This is a genomic window from Actinocrispum sp. NPDC049592 (genome assembly GCF_040675465.1).
GTDB lineage: Bacteria > Actinomycetota > Actinomycetes > Mycobacteriales > Pseudonocardiaceae > Kibdelosporangium.
The window spans coordinates 204,225-224,073 of sequence record NZ_JBFAPA010000017.1; the positions used below are offsets into that span (position 1 = coordinate 204,225).

The following is a 19,849-nucleotide window of genomic DNA, read 5'->3' on the forward strand; positions in this document are numbered from 1 at the left end:
GTCAGCTCCCCTTCGCCGGGACGACCGTCAGGTACACCGTGGTCAGAATGAAGTTCACGAAGAAGAGCAACAGGAACGTGATGACCACGGACTGGTTCACCGCGTCGCCCACCCCCTTCGGGCCGGGCGGCGGGTTGAGGCCGCGGTAGCACGCGACCACCCCGGCGATGAACCCGAAGATCAGCGCCTTGAGCTCACTGATCCACAGGTCCGGCAGCTGTGCCAGCGCGGAGAACCCGGCGAGGTAGGCACCGGGGGTGCCACCCTGCAGGACCACGTTGAAGAAGTAGCCGCCGAGCACACCGACGACGCTGACCAAACCGTTGAGCAGCACCGCGATCAGCATCGACGCCAGCACCCGGGGCACGACGAGTCGTTGCACCGCGCTGACGCCGAGCACCTCCATCGCGTCGATCTCCTCGCGGATGGTCCGCGCGCCGATGTCCGCGCACATCGCCGAGCCACCGGCGCCCGACACGAGCAGCGCGGTGACCAGCGGCGAAGCCTGCTGGATGATGGCGAGCACGCTCGCCGCACCCATGAACGACTGGGCGCCCAGCTGGGTCACCAGCGATCCCAGCTGCAGCGCGATAACGGCGCCGAACGGGATCGCGACCAGCGCGGTGGGCAGGATCGACACGCTCGCGATGAACCAGGACTGCTGGATGAACTCGCGGAACTGGAACGGTCGCTGGAAGAACCCGCGCACGACATCGAGGCCGAGGGCAAACATCTGGCCGGTCTCGCGAAGTGCGCCCGCACCAGGGAATGACGACCTGGTGGTCCTGCTTGTCACACCCCACCACCCTGTCCCTGCTCAGGCGGCCGCCACTGGGTCTCCGGCAGATCGGCCACGCCGAGGTCACCCTGAATACGTTCCCGCGGTGCGGGCGTCGGCCTTGGTCTGTGCCCGGCCGGGACGGTCGCGGCGGCCTGCGCGAACATGTGCGGGCGGACGCCGTAGTGCGCCTGCTCCTCGGGCGTGAGGCTTTCGATGATTCCCTCCTGCGCGGCGGGCGGCAGGGTGTGCAGGATGCTCATCACCCGGTCCTTGCGCCGCCGGATACCCATCCGCTCCGGAAGTCCGGGCGTGACCTGCAGTTGCGGCACCACACCGCGAACGTCCTCTGTGGACCCGTCGTGGTGGCCCTCGTCGGCCATCCGCTGCTCGGCGGCCATCGTGGCGGTGTCCTTCTCCTCGGACATGCCGATCGGGCCAAGCCTGCTGCCGTTGAGGAACTGGCGCACGACGGGCTCGTCGGAGGTCAGCAGGACCTCGCGCGGGCCGAACATGATCAGCTCGCGGCGGAACAGCATGCCCAGGTTGTCCGGCACGGTCCGGGCGAGGTTGATGTTGTGCGTGACGATCAGGATGGTCGCGTCGATCTGTGCGTTCAGGTCGATCAGCAGCTGGCTGAGGTACGCGGTGCGGACCGGGTCGAGGCCGGAGTCCGGCTCGTCGCACAGGATGATCTCCGGGTCCAGCACCAGGGCGCGGGCCAGGCCGGCCCGTTTGCGCATCCCGCCGGAGATCTCCCCGGGGAGTTTGCGCTCCGCGCCGGTGAGACCGACCATCTCCATCTTCTCGAGCACGATCCGACGGACCTCGGTCTCGGACTTCTTGGTGTGCTCGCGCAGCGGGAACGCGATGTTGTCGTACAGGTTCATGGACCCGAACAGCGCGCCGTCCTGGAACAGCACGCCGAAGAGCTTGCGGATCTCGTAGAGCTTGTGCTCGGAGCAGTGCACGATGTCGACGCCGTTGATGATGCAGCGGCCACGGTCCGGCTTGAGCAGGCCGATCATCGACTTGAGGAACACGGACTTACCGGTTCCGGACGGACCCAGCATCACCGAGACCTCGCCGGGCGGCAGGGTCAACGTGACGTCTCGCCAGATGGTCTGCCGACCGAAGGACTTCGTCAGACCTTCGACCACCACTTCGGCGCCCATCGACCCTCCCGAGCTGTGTACACGGCACATGTCGTCGTCAGGTGCAACGAGTCGGACCTGCCGGGGTTACTGCTTGGTACGGGCAAGGTACAGACTCGCCGGCGCCTGGTCGAATCAACGTGCGGTAGGCCACCCGGCCCTGGACAATACGCCGCTCGGATGTACGCGGTTAATGCCCCCTGTCACACCAGCCGGGTCAACCGGTTTGCCAAATTGGCAACGGCCGTTTTCAGTTCCGCCGGTTCGAGGATTTCGGCCTCGAATGGGATCCTCGCCACATACACGGCCATCCAGTCGAGGTCCTCGCCGCCGAAGATGAGGACGTTTCCCTCGACGCGCCCGGCGAGCGGCGGAATGAGTTTCCGGACCTGGTCGGGCGGGGCCTTTATCCGGATCCGGGCGAGATATCGGTAGGGCGCGTCGGTGACGGATCGCTGGACGTAGGCGACCGGGTCGGGGTGGTCGCGGGGTTTGAACCGCCACGTGGTGGTCTTGAGGTCCCGCATGCGGTCGAGGCGGAAGGTGCGCCAGTCCTCGCGGCCGGTGTCCCAGGCCATCAGGTACCAGCGGCGTCCGCCGGTGACCACCCGGACGGGCTCGACCGTGCGTTCCTCGTCGCGGTACCGGAACCGGACTCGCAGGGCGTCTCGGCAGGCGCGCGCCAGGGTCATCAGGGTGTCGGTGTGGATCTCGCTGGAGCCGCCGAAGGTGTCGGTCGCGTTGTGGACGGTGCGGACTTCTTCGCGCAGCCGCGGCGGCATGACCTGGTCGAGCTTGGCCAACGCCCGCAGCGCTGCCTCGCCCACCCCCGCGACCGTCCCACCCGACGCGAGCCGCAGCGACACCGCCGTCGCGATCGCTTCCTCGTCGTCGAGCAACAACGGCGGCAACCTGGTCCCGGCGCCCAGTTGATATCCGCCCGCGGGACCCGCCGTCGCGTGCACTGGGTACCCGAGGGCTCTCAGGCGCTCCACGTCTCTTCTGATCGACCTGTCGGTCACCCCCAGCTCGGCAGCCAGTTCGGCCGCGGTCCACGACGGCCGCCGCTGCAGCAACGCCAGCAACCGCAGTACCCGCTCGGTCGTGCCTTCCATATCTAGGAACGTACCTGTCCGGGTTGTGCGGCAGGCTGTGTCCATGAGTCGCGAAATCCAGGTCACCTTCGACTGCGCCGACCCCGCGGCGCTGGCCGCGTTCTGGGCCGAAGCCCTCGGCTACAAGCTGCAGGACCCACCCACCGGCTTCGCAACGTGGGACGACGCCCTGGAAGCCATGGGCGTCCCGGCGTCACGCCGAAACGACGCCAACGCCCTCGTGGATCCCGCCGGAAACGGCCCCCGGATCTTCTTCCAGCGCGTGCCCGAGTCCAAGCAGGCCAAGAACCGCGTCCACCTCGACGTCCGCGCGGCCCCGGGCCTCCAGGGCGACGAGCGCATGAACGCCCTCGAAACCGAGGCCACCCGCCTCACCTCCCTCGGCGCCACCCGCCTCCAACGCTTCGACCCCAACCCGCCACTGGCAGCGGGAACGATCGTCATGCGCGACCCAGAAGGCAACGAATTCTGCCTCGACTAACCCGGGGTGGGCCGCCGCCTGGGGGTCGACGGCCCACCCGTCCCATTCGACACCCCAACATCCAACGCCATCCCCAACTCGCGGCGCCCACGCCCGAGGCCGCACCCCAAGCGCAATGCGGCGCTGGTGAGCACTGAGCGCGGGGGTCCTGGTGGAGGTCCAGCCTCACGTGAGTGGGTGTGGACAACCGCGCGGGACGCGAAAAGGGCCGCCCCTGACGGGACGGCCCTTCGAGCGTGGGTGACGCTAGATCACTTGAGGGAGATCTTGGCGCCGACGGCCTCGAGCTTCTCCTTGGCGGCCTCGGCGGCCTCCTTGGCGACCTTCTCCAGGACGGGCTTCGGAGCGGACTCGACCAGCTCCTTGGCCTCCTTCAGGCCCAGGCCGGAGACGACCTCGCGGACGACCTTGATGACCTGGATCTTCTTGTCGCCGGCGGACTCGAGGACGACGTCGAACTCGTCCTGCTCCTCGACCTCGGCCGGGGCGGCACCGGCGGGGCCGGCGGCGGCAACGGCGACGGGGGCGGCGGCCTTGACGTCGAAGACCTCTTCGAACTGCTTCACGAAGTCCGACAGCTCCAGGAGGGTCATCTCCTTGAAGGTCTCGAGCAGCTCGTCAGCGGTGAGCTTCGCCATGGTGGCGGTCCTTTCTACTAAAAACGTGTGGGGGTTGGGTCAGCTCTCGGCGGGAGCTTCGGCCGGGGCCTCGGCCGCCGGGGCGCCTGCTGCCTTCTTCTCCTGCAGCGCGGCGGCCAGGCGAGCGAAGTGCGTCGCGGGTGCCGCGAAGGTCGCGGCGGCCTTGGCGAGGTTGCCCTTCATCGCGCCCGCCAGCTTGGCGAGCAGCACCTCACGGCTGTCGAGGTCGGCGATCTGGTCGACCTCGGCGACAGTGAGCGGGCGGCCGTCCATGTAGCCGCCCTTGATGACCAGGCCCTTGTTGTCCTTCGCGAAGTCACGAAGCGCCTTGGCCGCGTCGACGGGCTCGCCGTCGACGAACGCGATCGCGGTGGGACCGGTGAACAGGGCGTCGAGGCCCTCCACACCGGCGTCCTCGGCGGCGCGCTTGACCAGGGTGTTCTTCGCGACGCGGTAGGTAGCCGTCGTGCCGAGAGCGCGGCGCAGCGTGGTCAGCTGCGACACGGAGAGGCCGCTGTACTGCGTGACGACGGCAGCCGAGCTGGTGCGGAACTTGTCCGCGATCTCGGCGACAGAGGCCACCTTGTCCGGCTTCGCCATGTTCGCCTCCTCTCTCTGGGCTGTCGACCGCGAGGTCTGCACTGCCCCGGAAAAGACGAAACGCCCGGCGCGCAGGCACGGGCGTAGGCGAAACAAACTCAACCAGCCACGTTCCTCCTGCGCGGGCCACCCTTCAACGAAGGGATCTTCATCTTCACGGGGAAGAGACCAGCGGTCTTCGGTAGAACTTCGACAAACGATACGGGACGCCCGGCGCGCTCTCCAAATCGCCCCGGCATGATAGTGACGTGGCCGACAACGAGCACCCGCCCCGCCGCGATCTCGAACCGCGCGCGACACCCCCCGTCGACCCCGAGCAGTATCGCCAGTTCGAGCAGTTCCAACAGTTCCAGCAGTTCCTGGCGTTCAAGGAGGCGCAGGGCGAAGGCGGCACCGGCACGATGCCGCCGCAGCTGCCGCCCGGCCGCGGACGCCCGATGTGGAAGAAGATCCTGTTCAGCAAGGCGGTCCGCAAACTGGCCTACCTGCTGGTCGTGATCCTCCTGCTGGTGTGGGCGTACAACTATTTCTTCCCTGGCCCGCAGGACGACGGCCTCGGCACCCAGGGGTCGGCCGGTCCCGGCCAGGAATCCGACACCGGCAAGGGATCCGGGACGCCGGGCGCCGCGGTCGAGTCGCTCTACGAGTACACGAGCCACGCCTCGAAGACCGGGTTCAACCAGCAGCAGGACTTCGCGACGCTGGCGTGCACCTTGTTCACCAAGGAGGCCAAGGCGTCGTTCACCCGCGACCTGGGCGGCTCGGACTGCCCGAACCTGTTGCGCGGCTTGGAAACCAAGGTCGGCCCGTTGCAGAGCACGCCGCTGGTGGACATCACCGGCAAGAACAACGTGCAGCTCAGCTCCTGCCACGACCTGTACCTCAAGCCCGGAACCCAGGGCCTGGGCCTGTTCATCGTCACCAAACGCGGCGACGGCTGGGTCATCTCCGGGCACGAACCGGAACCCAACCCGTGCCCGGCCCCCAGCGCGAGCGGATCCTCAACGCCCACACCAACAGTGCCCACGACGACTTCACGCTGACACGCCGAAAGGGCGGCCCCGCAACGGGACCGCCCTTTCGGAGAACCTGGGAAGCGGGTGTCAGACAGCCGCTTCGTCGGTCAGCAGGTTACGGGTACGAGCCGGGTCCACCGGGATGCCGGGGCCCATCGTCGTGGAGAAGGTGACCTTCTTGAGGTAGCGGCCCTTGGCGGAGGACGGCTTGGCCCGCAGGACCTCGTCCAGCGCGGCGGCGTAGTTCTCCACCAGCTTCTCCTGGTCGAACGACACCTTGCCGATCACCAGGTGCAGGTTGGCCTGCTTGTCCACCCGGAAGTTGATCTTGCCGCCCTTGATGTCCGCGACCGCCTTGGCCACGGCCGGGGTGACGGTGCCGGTCTTCGGGTTGGGCATCAGGCCACGCGGGCCCAGGATCCGGGCGATCCGGCCGACCTTGGCCATCTGGTCCGGGGTGGCGATGGCGGCGTCGAAGTCGAGCCAGCCGCCCTGGATGCGCTCGATCAGGTCCTCCGCGCCGACCGCGTCCGCACCGGCGGCCTCGGCCTCGGCGGCCTTCTCACCGGTCGCGAACACGATGACCCGGGCGGTCTTGCCGGTTCCGTGCGGCAGGTTCACGGTGCCGCGGACCATCTGGTCGGCCTTGCGGGGGTCGACACCCAGCCGGATGGCGACCTCGACGGTCGCGTCCAGCTTGACCTTGGAGGTCTCCTTGGCGAGCTTGGCGGCCTCGAGCGGCGAGTACAGCCGCGCCTTGTCCACCAGCTCGGCGGCCTGACGATAGGCCTTGCTGTGCTTTGCCATGTTGAACTGTTCCTCTGTATTGAACGGCGCCTCAGCGGTCAAGAGAACTTCGGCGCGCGACCGGATCAGCAGTGGTCAGGGCTGACAACGCCCTCCCACGACTTCTCAAGAAAGACTGTGGATTACTCGACCGTGATGCCCATCGAACGGGCCGTGCCCGCGATGATCTTGGCTGCCTGGTCGATGTCGTTGGCGTTGAGGTCGGCCTTCTTGGTCTCGGCGATCTCGCGCACCTGGTCCCAGGTCACCTTGGCGACCTTGGTGCGGTGTGGCTCGCCGCTGCCCTTGTCCACACCGGCGGCCTTGAGCAGCAGCTTCGCGGCCGGCGGGGTCTTGAGCTTGAAGTCGAACGACCGGTCCTCGTACACGGAGATCTCGACCGGCACCACGGTGCCACGCTGCGACTCGGTCGCGGCGTTGTAGGCCTTGCAGAACTCCATGATGTTGACGCCGTGCTGGCCGAGCGCCGGGCCGACCGGCGGTGCCGGGTTGGCCTGGCCGGCCGTGATCTGCAGCTTGATGATCGCCGCAAGCTTCTTCTTCTTGGGAGGCATCTCGTATTCCTGTTTCCTGCGTGAGTCCGCGCGACGAACCTGCCGTTGTCGCCGCGCGGCCGCCGGACCCCCGAGAAGGAGGGCCGGTCAGATCTTGGAGACCTGGCTGAACGACAGCTCGACCGGAGTCTCGCGGCCGAAGATCGACACCAGGACCTTGAGCTTCTGCGCGTCCGCGTTGACCTCGTTGATGGTCGCCGGGAGGGTCGCGAAGGGGCCGTCCATAACTGTAACCGACTCGCCGACCTCGAAGTCGACCTCGACGGTGGGCTTCGCCGCGGTCGATGCGGCCTTGCCCGCGGCGGGCTTGGCCTGCTCGACCTGGGGCAGCAGGAACTTCGCCACCTCGTCGATGGTCAGCGGGGACGGCTTGGACGTGGCGCCGACGAAGCCGGTGACGCCCGGGGTGTTGCGGACCGCGCTCCAGGACGGGTCGTTGAGATCCATCCGGACCAGGATGTAGCCGGGCAGCACCTTGCGCTGCACCTGCTTGCGCTGGCCGTTCTTGATCTCGGTGACCTCTTCGGTCGGCACCTCGACCTGGAAGATGTAGTCCTCCATGTCCAGGGTCTGGATGCGCGTCTCGAGGTTGGTCTTGACCTTGTTCTCGTAGCCCGCGTAGGAGTGGATCACGTACCACTCGCCGGGGGCGCGCCGCAGCGCGTCCTTCAGCTCGGCGACCGGGTCGGCCGGTTCCTCGTCCGCGGCGACGGTCTCCTCGGCGACGAGCTCGCCGTCGGTCTCGTCCGCGTCAGTCCCCGACTCCGCCAGGAACTCCTCGTCCTGGGCATCGACGACCTCTTCGTCGACCGAGCCGTCCAGCCCGGTCCCGTTCTCGGAGGTCACTGTGATCTCGCTTCCTTGGTTGAGCTCGATGTCCGCCTGCCCGCGCCCGGCCGTCAGCCGAAGAGCGCGAACACGCCCTTGCCGATCCCGATGTCCAGGCCGGCGATGACGGCGACCATCACGGCCAGGAAGACCAGGACGACCGCGGTGTAGGTGAGCATCTGCTTGCGCGTGGGCCAGATGACCTTGCGCAGCTCGGCGACCACCTCGCGGAGGTACCGGAAGATCCGCGCGAAGATCCCGGGACGCTTCTCCTTGACGTCCCGCGACGGGGTCGCGCGGCCCTTGCGGTCGGAGGCCTCGGCCCCCTCGGCGGCCGGCTTGGACTTGGGCTTGGCGACCGGCTTGGCCTTCTGCGTCTCGGCCGAGTCACTGGCGCTGTCCTTGCGCGCGGCAGGACGAGTCGCCGCCCGGCGCTCACGCCGCGCGGCCGCGGTGACCGGACGGGACTGGGGCTTCTGCTCCTCGTCCCGCTCCTTGCCCGGCTCCTCGCTCACGCCAGTTCCTCCGCTCGCCAGCTGTGTGCCCGCCTACTTGCAGGGGCGACAGGACTTGAACCTGCAACCTGCGGTTTTGGAGACCGCTGCTCTGCCAATTGAGCTACGCCCCTAAACGACCGGGTTCCCGATCGGTCAGGTGGACGAGATCTACCCTCCCCACTCTGTCACGTCCGACCGTGTGGGGCTAGGTGCGAGCCTGTCCGAACGAGAAGTGTACGGCAAGCCGATCGGGGCCCATCAATCGCGGTCACCCCAGCCCCGTCGACCAGGTGCCGATCTGCGAGTATGCAGGCATGTCAGCAGTCACCTCCGCCGTCGGCCGCTCGCGCGTGTCGGCCAGGATCGGCGGCATCAGCGAGTCGGCGACCCTGGCGGTCGACGCCAAGGCGAAGGCGCTCAAGGCGGCCGGTCGCCCGGTGATCGGCTTCGCCGCGGGCGAGCCCGACTTCCCCACCCCCGAGCCGATCGTCCAGGCGGCCATCGCGGCCGCGTCGGACCCCAAGAACCACCGCTATACGCCCGCCGCGGGCCTGCCGGAGCTGCGGGACGTGATCGCGGCGAAGACCAGGCGCGACAGCGGCTACGACGTCCAGGCGTCGCAGGTGATCGTGACCAACGGCGGCAAGCAGGCCGTCTACCAGGCGTTCGCCACCCTGCTCGACCCGGGCGACGAGGTGCTGCTGCCGGCGCCGTACTGGACCACCTACCCGGAGGCGATCACGCTGGCGGGTGGCGTGCCGGTGCCGGTGATGACCGACGAGAGCACGAACTACCTGGCCACGGTCGAGCAGCTGGAGGCCGCGCGCACCCCGCGCACGAAGGCCCTGCTGCACTGCAGCCCGTCCAACCCGACCGGCTCGGTGTACCCGCGTGAGCAGGTCGAGGCGATCGGCCGCTGGGCGGTGGAGAACGGCGTCTGGGTGGTCGCCGACGAGATCTACGAGCACCTGGTCTACGACGGCGCCAAGGCCGAGTCCATGCCGGTGGTCGTCCCGGAGCTCGCGGACACCTGCGTGATCGTCAACGGCGTGGCCAAGACCTACGCGATGACCGGCTGGCGGGTGGGCTGGATGATCAGCCCCGCGGACGTCACCAAGGCGGCGGCCAACCTCCAGTCGCACCTCACCTCGAACGTGTGCAACATCGCCCAGCGCGCGGCCATCAACGCCCTCTCGGGCCCGTTGGACGCGGTGCACGAGATGCGCACGGCCTTCGACCGCCGCCGCAAGACGATCGTGGAGATGCTGTCCTCGATCCCCGGCGTCGACGTCCCGACACCCCAAGGCGCGTTCTACGTGTACCCCTCGGTGAAGGGCCTGCTGGGCAAGGAGATCCGCGGCAAGAAGGCGGAGACCAGCCTGGACCTCGCGTCGATCGTGCTCGAGGAGGCCGAGGTCGCCGTCGTGCCCGGTGAGGCCTTCGGCACGCCCGGCTACTTCCGCCTCTCGTACGCGCTCAGCGACACCGACCTGGTCGCGGGCGTGGACCGGATGTCGGACCTGCTGCGCGAAGCCCTCTGAGGCCCGCCGAGCGGTTTTCACGGAGGCGCTGTCCCCTGCTACGGGGGCGGCGCCTCTTCGCTTAGCACCGAGATCGCGCCAGCAGGCAGGCGCGGGCTAGGAGAGCTTCAAGAGGGCGTTGGCCTTGCCGAGGACGGTCTTGCCGTCGAACTTCGCCGTGATGTCAACGCGGGCGGTGCCGTCGTCGTTGATGGCCTTGACGGTGCCGGTGAGTTCGACCTCGGCACCCTTGTCGTCGTTGGGGACCACGACGGGGCGGGTGAAGCGGACGCCGTACTCGAGGATCTTGCCGGGGTCGCCGACCCACTGGGTCACCACGCGGCCGGCGAGGGCCATGGTGAGCATGCCGTGCGCGATCACGTCTGGCAGGCCGACGTCCTTGGCGAACTTCTCGTTCCAGTGGATGGGGTTGAAGTCCAGCGACGCACCGGCGTAGCGGATCAGGTCCCGGCGGGTCACCCGGACTGTGAGGGCCGGCAGCTCGTCCCCGACCGCGGCGGTCATGCGGGCACCTCTTCGGGCTTCACGGCCTCGCGCACGACCAGCTGGGCGCGGCTGACCACGACGATCTCGCCGGTGGTGTCGTGCACGTCGGCGCGCATGTTGATGAAGTCGTTGCCCGCGCGGTACATGATGTTCTCGATGTGCACGATCACGTGCAGCTCGTCACCCGCGTGCACCTGGCGGTGGTAGGTGAAGCCCTGGTCGCCGTGCACCATCCGGCTGTAGTCCAGTCCGAGGTCCGGGTCCTGGATCACCACGTTGATCGCGGCCAGGTTGATGATCGTGAGGAACGTCGGCGGGGTGATGACGTCCGGATACCCGGCCGCGCGTGCCGCGGCCGGGTCCAGGTAGAGCGGGTTGTCGTCACCGATCGACTCGGCGAACTCGCGGATCTTCGCCCGGCTCACCTCGTAGACGGGCGACGCCGGGTAGGTCCGTCCGATGTAGGAGGTGTCGAGAGCCACGGGGAAACGCTCAGCGGGTTTCCTTGTGGGCGCGGTGCGTGCCGCAGTTCGGGCAGAACTTCTTCAGCTCGATGCGGTCCGGGTCGTTGCGCCGGTTCTTCTTGGTGATGTAGTTGCGGTGCTTGCACACCTCGCACGCGAGCGTGATCTTCGGTCGCACGTCAGTGGCAGCCACAGCAGTACCTCTCTAGATAAAACGGGTGTCCCGGCCCAGCCCACCGAGCCTGGGGGTCCGGGGGCTCGCCCCCGGGTGGGGTCTGGGGGCCGCGCCCCCAGTGTAATGCGGAGCAGAGACGGCTCGCGCTCTCCGCGAGCACACCTCGCCCATCTGCGTAGCGGTGGCCGGACTTGAACCGGCGACACAACGATTATGAGCCGTTTGCTCTACCACCTGAGCTACACCGCCACATGAGACAAGCCGCGATGCCGATGCATCACGGCTAAGTCCCACAGAGCCCCAATACGGAATCGAACCGTAGACCTTCTCCTTACCATGGAGACGCTCTACCGACTGAGCTATTGGGGCGAGCAAGGAAGACTCTACACACCCTTGCCACCGGTTAAAAACCGGGGGTCCCCTCTACGACAGCAGGGTGAGCACCGTCTCGTCCAGCACACCCGAGGTCTTGGTGGTCCGCGCCTGCAACCAGGCCTCCAGCCGGCTCTCGGACAGCGGCCGCGAGATCAGGTAGCCCTGGATGACGTCGCAGCCCATGGCCGACAGCTGGTCGCGGGCGATGTCCTCCTCGACGCCCTCGGCGACCACGGACAGCCCCAGCGAGTGCCCCAGCTCGACGATGGAGCGCACCACGGCGAGGTCCGACAGGTCCGTGCCCATGCCGAAGACGAAGCTCTTGTCGATCTTCACCTCGTCCACCGGCAGCTGGCGCAGGTACGCCAGCGACGAGTACCCGGTGCCGAAGTCGTCGACCGCGAGGATCACGCCGAGCGCGTGCAGCCGCCGCAGCACCGGCAGGGCCTTCTGCGGGTCGGCCATCACGCCGGACTCGGTCAGCTCCAGGGTCAGCAGCTCGGCGGGTACGCCGTAGCGCTTGAGCAGCTCCGAGACCTGCTCGGGGAAGTCCTGTTCGGCGAGGCTGCGCACGGAGATGTTCACCGCCGCGGAGATCCGCAGCCCGCGGTCCAGCCACTTGCGCACCCGGGTCAGCGCCTGCTCCAGGACGAACCCGGTCAGCGCGCCGACCAGGCCGGCGGCCTCGATGGCGGGCACGAACTCGTCCGGGTCGAGGTTGCCGTACTCCGGGTGGGTCCAGCGGACCAGCGCCTCGACGCCGACCAGGTTGCGGCTGGGCAGCGCGACCTTGGGCTGGTAGTGCACCTTGACCTGGCCGGTCTCCACCGCGTGCCGGAACTGGGTGACCAGCTGGAACCGGCGCAGGAAGATCTGGCCCATGCTCGGCATGTACGCGCGGACCGGCTCGCCACCGGCCTTCGCGGCCCGCACGGCGACGTCGGCGTGCTGCAGCAGCATGTCCACGTCGACGACGGTCGACTCCTCTTCCAGCGCCGCCGAGACGTAGCCGAGGACGGCTCCGGCGTCGAGGGTCAGCCGGTCGACGAGGTACGGAGTGGTCAAAGTCTCACGCAGGCGCTCGGCGAGGGCGTGCATCTCGTCGAGCGGGCGGCTCGGGATCAACGCCGCGAACGCCATGCCCTCCAGGCGGGCGATCATGCTGCCGGCGCCGAGGGTGTCGCGGATCCGGCGGGCGGCCGCGGCCACCATCCGGTCGCCCCACGCGTAGCCGAGCGCATCGCTGACGGTGGACAGCAGTTCCAGGTCGATCCGGACGACAACGGCGTGCGCGTCGGTCCGCAGCGCCTCGGTGGCGGCTTGGCGGAAGCCCGGCCGGTTCAGCATGCCCGTGAGCGGGTCGTGGTAAGCGTCGTGACGGAGCCGCGACAGCAGACGGCGGTTGTCCAACGCGGTCGCCAGGTGACTCGCCATGGTGCCGATCAGGCGCATGTCGGCCGTGCCGAACCCGCGCCAGCGGCTCTGCCGGTCGTGCGCCTCGACAACACCCAGCAGGTGAGACGCGCTGCGCAACGGCACGACGAGCGCCTCGGTGGCGTCCCGGCGGATCAGCGACTGGCGGATCTCGGGCATCGCGTCGATCCGGCGGAAGTGCCGGACGTGCGCGCCGGGCAGCCGCAGCAGCGGGTCGCCCTTCGCGCCGGTGACGTCGACGACCTGGGCTTCTTCGGGCAGTTCGGTCCCGGCGACGACCGTGCGCATCGGGCCTTGCGGGTCGAACCGGATGTGCAGGACGACGCGGGCGGCGCCGAGCTGGTCCTTGATCCGTTCGGCGATCGCGAGCCACTCGTCGCTGGCCACCCCGGCGGACAGATCCTCCAGACCGGTCGCGGGCTTGGCCGCGGCTTGCTGGCCGGACCGCGCGACGATCAGGCTGACCTGGGACAACGCCTCCAGGTCGCGCTGGTCGCGCAGCAGCCCGGAGTAGGCCACATAAAGAGCGCCGAACCCGGACAGCGCCAGCACCACGAGCGGCCAGCCGGCCACCGAGTGCACGCTGACCTCGTAGCCGACGACACCGACGGCGGCGTTGACCATGCCCAGCACCAGGGTCCGGCCGACCAGGAGGATGCCCGCGGACAGCCGCATGCGGCGGCCGAGGACGTGCACGGTGACCAGGCCGAGCAGGGTGCTCGACACCGGCGCGGCGAAGGCGCCCACGAAGACACCGGCCCAGGGCGGGCCGACGCCGTCGAGTCCGAGGTTGAACGCGTGCAGCACGGCGAACGCGGTACTGATCTCAATGATCAGGACGCCCGCGTTGTAGAGGACGCGGTCGTGCACGCCACGGATGACGAGCGTGCTCACACCCGCGACGACGTGCGCCAACAGCACGAGTTCGAAGGGTGCGACGAACAGGCCGATGGCCAGCGGGATCTCAGTGAATGAGATCGACCAGCTGACGCCGCTGCGGACGTCGACGTTGATGGACAGCTGCTCGGCCACCAGGAACCCGAGGACTAGCAGAATCCCGGTCCAGAGCAGGTCAGTATGGGTCGTCGCGGGCAGCCACCACGACACCAGGAACGCGGCGAGCAGGCCGAACACGACCACGCTGACCGAATAGAGCCGGAACCGCCGGACAAGCGGCGTTTCGTCTACCGGCTCAACGGCCGCCGGTCGATCCGCCATGCCGCCTCCTCGTCCGACCGGGGTACGGGCATCTCGGGTACGTCGCGGTATCACCACAGCGTCACCACTGCATCAACGGGCACGTCACTGTACCCCGATCAGGCGAAATAACCATCAGGTTCGCTTTCACAGAGTCCCCGAAGGGTGGGCAGACCGGTGACGACCAGGACCGTTCGGGGGCAACCCGGAAGGTAGCGTTGATCACTTTCCAACCCTTCGGACACCAGGCAAGGTTTGTTCGCAAGATCAGGGAGAAGGCGACGAATCCACGGCCGACAACGGCCGTGACGGCAACTTTATCCGGGTGACACCCACATCGAGACCAACTTGTAACCCCAGCCACACTCAAGTACGCCCGACCGGGGGAACGCTCTGCCCGATGGTCGGAGCAACCCGGGCACGTCACTCGATCGGCGGTAACCCGACCGGACGAATCCCATCCAGTGGGAAATTCAGCCGATGATCACCCGCGGGTCGACAAGTCCACAACCATCGCCGGACCACCGCGGGAATTCACGAAAAAAGGCCTGCGAACCGGCGAACCGCCAGCTCACAGGCCCCTTCGAAAGTCAGGCGAGGTCGTCGGCCCCCGCCGCACGCGCCACGCTCATAACGTATTCGCCGTACCCGGACTTGGCGAGCCGCGCACCGAGCGCGAAACACTCGTCCGCCGAGATGTACCCCATCACCAGCGCGATCTCCTCCAGACAGGCGATCCGCACCCCCTGCCGGTGCTCCAGCACCTGCACGAACTGCCCGGCCTCCAGCAGCGAGTCATGCGTGCCGGTGTCCAGCCAGGCGAAACCGCGGCCCAGGTCGATCAGCGTGGCCCGCCCCTGCTTGAGGTAGGCCAGGTTCACATCGGTGATCTCCAGCTCGCCCCGCGGCGACGGCGTCAGGCCCTTGGCGATCTCGACGACCTGGTTGTCGTAGAAGTACAGCCCGGTGATCGCCTTGTTCGACTTCGGCATCGCGGGCTTCTCCTCGATGGAGACCAGATGCCCGGACGCGTCCACCTCACCGACGCCGTAACGCTGCGCGTCCTTGACCGGGTACCCGAACAGCACCGCCCCGTCCAGCTCAGCGGCCTGCTTCTTCAGGATCCCGGAGAACCCCTGCCCGTAGAAGATGTTGTCGCCCAGCACCAGCGCGACCGAGTCGTCACCGACGAACTGCTCACCGATGATGAACGCCTCGGCCAGACCGTTCGGCGCGGGCTGCTCGGCATAGCTGAACCGCAACCCGAACTGGCTGCCGTCACCCAGCAACCGCCGGAAGTTCGGCAGATCCGCCGGCGTCGAGATGATCAGGATGTCCCGGATCCCGGCCAGCATCAGCACGGACACCGGGTAGTAGATCATCGGCTTGTCGTACACCGGCAGCAGCTGCTTGGAGACCGCCTGCGTGATCGGATGTAACCGGGTGCCGCTGCCCCCGGCCAGCACGATGCCCTTCACCGGTAGTTGGTGAACTGGAGGGCGATCCCGAAGTCCCGGTCCTTCAGCAACGCGATGACCTCCTGCAAGTGGTCCTTCTTCTTCCCGGACACCCGCAACTGGTCACCCTGGATCTGCGCCTGCACACCCTTCGGCCCGTTGTCCCGGATCGCCTTCGCGATCTCCTTGGCCTTGTCCGCCGCGATCCCCTGCACGATCGTCCCGGACGCCTTGTAGATCTTCCCCGACGGCTTCGGGTCCTCCGCCTCGAACGCCTTCAGCGAGATCCCCCGCTTGATCAACTTCTCCCGGAACACATCGATCGCCGCCAGGCAGCGCTCCTCCGTCTCCGCCTGGATCGACAGCGCCTCCTCACCCGTCCAGGCGATCTCCGCCCCCGTCCCCCGGAAGTCGAAGCGCGTCGACAGCTCCTTACCGGCCTGGTTGATCGCGTTCGTCACCTCCTGCCGGTCGACCTTGCTCACCACGTCGAACGACGGGTCCGCCACGATCCACACACCTCCGAGAACCGACCGCTGATGCGCCCAGGATGCTACCGCCGAGCCCCACAAGGGATACCCGATGGCACGGCCCCGAACGCGTTAGGTACAGTTCCCCAAGCAAGGCGGGCTGCCCGAGTGGCCAAAGGGAGCTGACTGTAAATCAGCCGCGCAAGCTTCGGAGGTTCGAATCCTTCGCCCGCCACGCGCTCTGGGCGACCCTGCTCGGTTACTTCGTAACCTCGCCGGGTCGCCCGTCATTATGTTGGGGGGCCGAGCCCCCCAAGCCCCCCACGTGCCGCTTCGCGGCCTTGCTTTTCGCTAGGGGTTCAGCGCGGCTTCGCTGCGGGATAGCTGCGCTGGCGCTTCGCTTTTGGGCTGCGCCCCTTGACGATGGGCTTCGCGGCGGGGTGTCGCGGGCCCTTCGGTGCAGTCCCTTAAAGCCTGGCCCGCGCGGGAGACGCAATCCGAGAATCAGCCGCGACGAGCCATCTCTTCCAACCGCCGAATTCGGTCTGGAATGGGCGGGTGGGTATCGAACAACCGCGCCAAGGACTCGCCAGACCGGAAAGGGTTGGCGATCATCAGGTGCGACTGGGAGACCACCGCGGGTTCGGGAGCGAGAGGGGCGGCGCTTGTGCCGTACTCCAGTTTGCGGAGGGCCGAGGCCAGGGCGAGGGGGTCGCCAGTCAGCTCCGCGCCGGAAGCGTCCGCCTGATACTCGCGGGAACGGCTCACGGCCATGCGAACCAGGCCTGCGGCGACCGGGCCGACGATCGACAGGAAGAGGATCGAGAGGGGGTTCGGGCGGTCGTCGTCGTCTCCGAAGCCGAAGAACATCGCGAAGGTCGCCAGGATGCTGATCACGCTGGCCAGGGCTCCCGCGACCGAGGAGATGAGGATGTCGCGGTTGTAGACGTGTGCCAGTTCGTGGCCCAGGACGGCTCGCAGTTCGCGCTCGGTCAGCAACTCCAGGATGCCCGTGGTGCAGCACACAGCCGCGTTTCTCGGGTTGCGTCCGGTGGCGAAGGCGTTGGGGGCCTGGGTCGGGGAGATGTAGAGGCGGGGCATGGGCTGGCGGGCCGCGTTGGACAGTTCGCGGACGATCTTGTACATCGTCGGCTGTTCCCATTGGGACACCGGGCGGGCCCTCATCGCGCGCAGGGCGATCTTGTCCGAGTTGAGGTACGCGTAGAGGTTCATGCCGACCGCCACCAGGACCGCGATCACCAGGCCGGTGGTGTTGAACAGCGACCCGATCAGCAGGATGACCGCGCTCATGCCACCCAGCAGGAGCGCTGTCTTCAACCCGTTGTAGTGCTTGTGCACGGCCGGTCCCTCCCTTCCGAAGTCCCTGACGGACAACGCTCCCGCGTGGTGGGAAGTTCCTGTTAGGACGCCGGTTTCATGACCCAGCGTGACCCAGTCGCCAGTAGGTCGCCGGGCGCACCCGCGCCCGCTCGATCCCGCACGAGACGAGGTGGTCCCGCACCGCCTGCATCGCCGAACGCTCCCCGGCCGCCCACACCGCGGGCTGCCCCTCGCCGAAGGACGCGGCCGACAACGCCTTGATCAACGGCTCGGCCGAACCCGCGGGCACGCCGTTGCGGTGCACCCAGGTCACCCCGGGCAGGTCCTGCTCCTCAGCAGCGTCCTCGACCTCGATGAACGCCTTCACAACGGCGCCGGGCAACGCGCGGATGATGGCGTCAATAGCAGGCAACGCGGTCTCGTCGCCGATCAACAGGTGCCACGGCGCCGACGGGTCCGGGGTGTACGCGGGCGACGGGCCGACGAAGATCACCTCGTCGCCCGGGACCGCCCGGGACGCCCAGGCGGAGGCCGGACCGTGGTCACCGTGCAGGACGAAGTCGAAGTCGATCTCGTTGGCCGACGGGTCATGTCGCCTGATCGTGTAGCTGCGCATGTACGGCCGGTTGCGGGACATCGCCGTGCGTGCCGACTCCAGGGTCAGCGGGTCGGGCAGGCCCTCGGTGGTCTCGTACAGGTACAGCAACACGTTCTCGTCGGTGCCCGCGCCGGCGAAGTCCGCCAGCTCGGGCCCGCCGACCGTGATCCGCGCCATCCGGGGCGTCACCCGTTCGGTGCGCAGCACCCGGGTGCGCCACAGTTTCGTGGCCTGCCGCCGGGCGCGGCGCCGTTCAGTGCTCATCCATACCAATGTATGGCAGCGCCTCAGCCGCGGATCTCCATGGTGCAGCACTTCGGGCCGCCGCCCGCCTTGCGCAGCTCGGAGATGTCCACGAACACCGGCTCGTAGCCGCGACCGGCCAGTTCGGCGCCCAGCCGGGTGGCCTCCAGCGGCAGGATCACGTTGCGGCCGTCGGACACCCCGTTGAGCCCGAAGCACTCCGCGTCCTCGGCGGTCGCGATGACCGCGTCCGGGAACAGCCGCTGCAGCACGCGCAACGAACCGCCGGAGAACGCGCCCGGGTAGTACGCGATGTTGGGCTCGTCCTCGCTCAGCACGAACAGCGCCGTGTCCAGGTGGTAGTAGCGCGGGTCGATCAGCTGCAGCGACACCACCGGCACGCCCAGGATCTCCTGCGCCTCGGCGTGCGCGCCCGGGTCGGTGCGGAACCCGGTGCCCGCCAGCAGGAACCGGCCGGCCCAGGCGAAGTCGCCCTCGGCCTCGTTGATCCGGGTGGGCATGACGACGTCGTGGTAGCCGTTCTCCAGGAACCAGCGGCGGTAGAAGTCGGCCTCGGCGGCCCGCTCCGGCGCGCGGAACTGGGCGCCGAGCACGCGGCCGTCGATCACGGTCCCGGAGTTCGCCGCGAACACCATGTCCGGCAGCCCCGGCTGCGGCTCGATGGTGTCCACCTTGTGGCCCAGGTCCACATAGGTGTCGTGCAACGCGGTCCACTGCCGCATGGCCAGATCGCGGCTCACCGGCCGGCTCGGGTCCATCCACGGGTTGATCGAGTACTCCACGGCGAAGTACTGCGGCGGACACATCAGATAACGCCTGGTCGTCGGCATGCGCGGCGCGACGACGGGCTGGACCACCGGGGCTGACGTCATGGATCGAAATGTAAATGCCGCGTCGAGTACTGATCAAGCTCGTAGTATTGCGGTTGGACATGCAGAATGTTGCGTGTGGATGCCATAGATCAGCGAATCGTTTCGCAGCTCGTCGCGGACGCCCGGGCGAGCTACGCCGAGATCGGCAAAGTCGTCGGGCTGTCCGCCCCCGCGGTCAAGCGCCGGGTCGACCGGCTGCTGGACCGGGGGATCCTGCGCGGGTTCACCGCTGTGGTGGACCCGGAGGCACTCGGCTGGGGGACGGAGGCGTTCGTCGAGGTGCGCTACCGGGGCAACGTGTCACCCGGTCAGATCCGCTCCAGCCTGGAACCACTACCCGAAGTGGTCGCCGCTTATACCGTCTCGGGGGCGGCCGACGCGATCGTCCATCTGCGGGCGGCCGACATCCATCACCTGGAGGACGCGCTGGAGCGGCTGCGGGGCGTGGACATGATCGACCGGACCGTGTCCACCGTGGTGCTGTCCACCCTGCTGGAGCGCCCACCTGCGCCGGAACCCCAGAAGTAGGTGTTACCGGAGGTAACATATAATTGTGATATGTGACGTAAGCCGCTTCACGGGTATTCACCAGACAGCGGTGCCTACCGTGGACGGCAGGTAAGGCAGACCTTCTCTTCAGCTGGGCACAAGGATGTCTTGAGCGACGAGGACTACGCTGGAAAGAGGGGAAGGCAACTTGAGTCCGG

The 19,849-nt window shown here is 68.0% G+C and carries 22 protein-coding genes and 4 tRNA genes; 5 read left to right on the forward strand and 21 right to left on the reverse strand.

All coding sequences use genetic code 11. From position 1 onward, the window contains the following. Window position 1: 1 nt before the first annotated feature. The 3 genes from AB0J95_RS35900 to AB0J95_RS35910 all read right to left on the reverse strand — a co-directional run bounded on the left by AB0J95_RS35900 (window position 2) and on the right by AB0J95_RS35910 (window position 3,047). Window positions 2-796, reverse strand: a complete 795-nt coding sequence (locus AB0J95_RS35900; RefSeq protein WP_364768307.1) for an ABC transporter permease — start codon at window positions 794-796, stop codon at window positions 2-4. Continuing rightward, on the reverse strand, window positions 793-1,953 hold the full coding sequence (locus tag AB0J95_RS35905; protein ID WP_364768310.1) for an ABC transporter ATP-binding protein: 1,161 nt from the start codon (window positions 1,951-1,953) through the stop codon (window positions 793-795). The genes AB0J95_RS35900 and AB0J95_RS35905 overlap by 4 nt, the downstream gene beginning before the upstream one ends. A gap of 182 nt (window positions 1,954-2,135) precedes the next feature. After that, the gene (locus tag AB0J95_RS35910; protein WP_364768313.1) at window positions 2,136-3,047 is read right to left on the reverse strand and encodes a YafY family protein; all 912 of its coding nucleotides are present in this window, start codon (window positions 3,045-3,047) and stop codon (window positions 2,136-2,138) included. A 43-nt stretch (window positions 3,048-3,090) separates the two neighbouring features. Here AB0J95_RS35910 and AB0J95_RS35915 point away from each other — a divergent pair, with 43 nt between their 5' ends. Beyond that, window positions 3,091-3,528 (forward strand): VOC family protein, encoded by a 438-nt coding sequence (locus tag AB0J95_RS35915; RefSeq protein ID WP_364768316.1) that lies wholly within the window; start codon window positions 3,091-3,093, stop codon window positions 3,526-3,528. Between the two features lie 251 nt (window positions 3,529-3,779). Here the strand turns inward: AB0J95_RS35915 and rplL are convergent, their stop codons facing one another. Both rplL and rplJ read right to left on the reverse strand, forming a co-directional pair. After that, window positions 3,780-4,166 (reverse strand): 50S ribosomal protein L7/L12, encoded by a 387-nt coding sequence (gene rplL, locus AB0J95_RS35920; RefSeq protein ID WP_364768319.1) that lies wholly within the window; start codon window positions 4,164-4,166, stop codon window positions 3,780-3,782. A 39-nt stretch (window positions 4,167-4,205) separates the two neighbouring features. Further along, window positions 4,206-4,766 (reverse strand): 50S ribosomal protein L10, encoded by a 561-nt coding sequence (gene rplJ / locus AB0J95_RS35925; RefSeq protein WP_364768322.1) that lies wholly within the window; start codon window positions 4,764-4,766, stop codon window positions 4,206-4,208. A gap of 248 nt (window positions 4,767-5,014) precedes the next feature. On the opposite strand from rplJ, the gene AB0J95_RS35930 reads away from it, so the two are divergent. Then, a complete protein-coding gene (locus AB0J95_RS35930; protein WP_364768325.1) occupies window positions 5,015-5,809 on the forward strand; it encodes a hypothetical protein in 795 nt (264 codons plus the stop codon). 60 nt (window positions 5,810-5,869) lie between these two features. On the opposite strand, the gene rplA is transcribed toward AB0J95_RS35930, so the two are convergent. The 5 genes from rplA to AB0J95_RS35955 form a co-directional block, all read right to left on the reverse strand. After that, a complete protein-coding gene (rplA, locus tag AB0J95_RS35935) occupies window positions 5,870-6,589 on the reverse strand; it encodes a 50S ribosomal protein L1 (RefSeq protein WP_364768328.1) in 720 nt (239 codons plus the stop codon). Between the two features lie 122 nt (window positions 6,590-6,711). Continuing rightward, window positions 6,712-7,143, reverse strand: a complete 432-nt coding sequence (gene rplK / locus AB0J95_RS35940) for a 50S ribosomal protein L11 (RefSeq protein ID WP_364768331.1) — start codon at window positions 7,141-7,143, stop codon at window positions 6,712-6,714. An 87-nt stretch (window positions 7,144-7,230) separates the two neighbouring features. Next, the gene (gene nusG / locus AB0J95_RS35945) at window positions 7,231-7,989 is read right to left on the reverse strand and encodes a transcription termination/antitermination protein NusG (RefSeq protein WP_364768334.1); all 759 of its coding nucleotides are present in this window, start codon (window positions 7,987-7,989) and stop codon (window positions 7,231-7,233) included. 53 nt (window positions 7,990-8,042) lie between these two features. Beyond that, on the reverse strand, window positions 8,043-8,486 hold the full coding sequence (secE, locus tag AB0J95_RS35950) for a preprotein translocase subunit SecE (RefSeq protein WP_364768337.1): 444 nt from the start codon (window positions 8,484-8,486) through the stop codon (window positions 8,043-8,045). A gap of 40 nt (window positions 8,487-8,526) precedes the next feature. After that, window positions 8,527-8,599 (reverse strand) — tRNA-Trp (locus tag AB0J95_RS35955). A gap of 183 nt (window positions 8,600-8,782) precedes the next feature. Between AB0J95_RS35955 and AB0J95_RS35960 the strand changes: the two genes are divergently transcribed. Continuing rightward, window positions 8,783-10,009 (forward strand): pyridoxal phosphate-dependent aminotransferase, encoded by a 1,227-nt coding sequence (locus tag AB0J95_RS35960; RefSeq protein ID WP_364768340.1) that lies wholly within the window; start codon window positions 8,783-8,785, stop codon window positions 10,007-10,009. 96 nt (window positions 10,010-10,105) lie between these two features. Here AB0J95_RS35960 and AB0J95_RS35965 read toward each other — a convergent pair whose 3' ends face one another. The 8 genes from AB0J95_RS35965 to AB0J95_RS36000 all read right to left on the reverse strand — a co-directional run bounded on the left by AB0J95_RS35965 (window position 10,106) and on the right by AB0J95_RS36000 (window position 16,106). Next, a complete protein-coding gene (locus tag AB0J95_RS35965; RefSeq protein WP_364768343.1) occupies window positions 10,106-10,513 on the reverse strand; it encodes a MaoC family dehydratase in 408 nt (135 codons plus the stop codon). After that, entirely contained in the window at window positions 10,510-10,977 is a 468-nt protein-coding gene (locus AB0J95_RS35970) for a MaoC family dehydratase N-terminal domain-containing protein (protein ID WP_364768346.1), read from the reverse strand. The genes AB0J95_RS35965 and AB0J95_RS35970 overlap by 4 nt, the downstream gene beginning before the upstream one ends. 10 nt (window positions 10,978-10,987) lie before the next feature. Further along, a complete protein-coding gene (gene rpmG, locus AB0J95_RS35975) occupies window positions 10,988-11,152 on the reverse strand; it encodes a 50S ribosomal protein L33 (protein ID WP_033384328.1) in 165 nt (54 codons plus the stop codon). Window positions 11,153-11,310: 158 nt separating this feature from the next. Continuing rightward, window positions 11,311-11,383 (reverse strand) — tRNA-Met (locus AB0J95_RS35980). Window positions 11,384-11,430: 47 nt separating this feature from the next. Then, a tRNA-Thr gene (locus AB0J95_RS35985) sits at window positions 11,431-11,503 on the reverse strand. A 54-nt stretch (window positions 11,504-11,557) separates the two neighbouring features. Beyond that, window positions 11,558-14,161, reverse strand: a complete 2,604-nt coding sequence (locus AB0J95_RS35990; protein WP_364768349.1) for an EAL domain-containing protein — start codon at window positions 14,159-14,161, stop codon at window positions 11,558-11,560. A 569-nt stretch (window positions 14,162-14,730) separates the two neighbouring features. Beyond that, window positions 14,731-15,618, reverse strand: coding sequence for a glucose-1-phosphate thymidylyltransferase RfbA (rfbA, locus tag AB0J95_RS35995; RefSeq protein ID WP_364768352.1), 888 nt, complete (start codon window positions 15,616-15,618; stop codon window positions 14,731-14,733). Then, window positions 15,615-16,106, reverse strand: coding sequence for a YajQ family cyclic di-GMP-binding protein (locus AB0J95_RS36000; RefSeq protein WP_364768355.1), 492 nt, complete (start codon window positions 16,104-16,106; stop codon window positions 15,615-15,617). The genes rfbA and AB0J95_RS36000 overlap by 4 nt, the downstream gene beginning before the upstream one ends. A gap of 115 nt (window positions 16,107-16,221) precedes the next feature. On the opposite strand from AB0J95_RS36000, the gene AB0J95_RS36005 reads away from it, so the two are divergent. Continuing rightward, window positions 16,222-16,302: transfer RNA gene (locus AB0J95_RS36005), tRNA-Tyr, on the forward strand. A gap of 269 nt (window positions 16,303-16,571) precedes the next feature. Here AB0J95_RS36005 and htpX read toward each other — a convergent pair. The 3 genes from htpX to ddaH form a co-directional block, all read right to left on the reverse strand. Continuing rightward, entirely contained in the window at window positions 16,572-17,426 is an 855-nt protein-coding gene (htpX, locus tag AB0J95_RS36010; RefSeq protein ID WP_364768358.1) for a zinc metalloprotease HtpX, read from the reverse strand. 76 nt (window positions 17,427-17,502) lie between these two features. Further along, window positions 17,503-18,270 carry a siderophore-interacting protein gene (locus tag AB0J95_RS36015; RefSeq protein ID WP_364768361.1) on the reverse strand — a complete coding sequence of 256 codons (768 nt, stop codon included), beginning with the start codon at window positions 18,268-18,270 and terminating at the stop codon, window positions 17,503-17,505. A 23-nt stretch (window positions 18,271-18,293) separates the two neighbouring features. After that, window positions 18,294-19,100: a dimethylargininase gene (ddaH, locus tag AB0J95_RS36020; protein ID WP_364768605.1), complete on the reverse strand. Its 807-nt coding sequence runs from the start codon at window positions 19,098-19,100 to the stop codon at window positions 18,294-18,296. A gap of 117 nt (window positions 19,101-19,217) precedes the next feature. Between ddaH and AB0J95_RS36025 the strand changes: the two genes are divergently transcribed. Then, entirely contained in the window at window positions 19,218-19,670 is a 453-nt protein-coding gene (locus tag AB0J95_RS36025) for an Lrp/AsnC family transcriptional regulator (RefSeq protein ID WP_364768364.1), read from the forward strand. Window positions 19,671-19,849 lie beyond the last annotated feature (179 nt).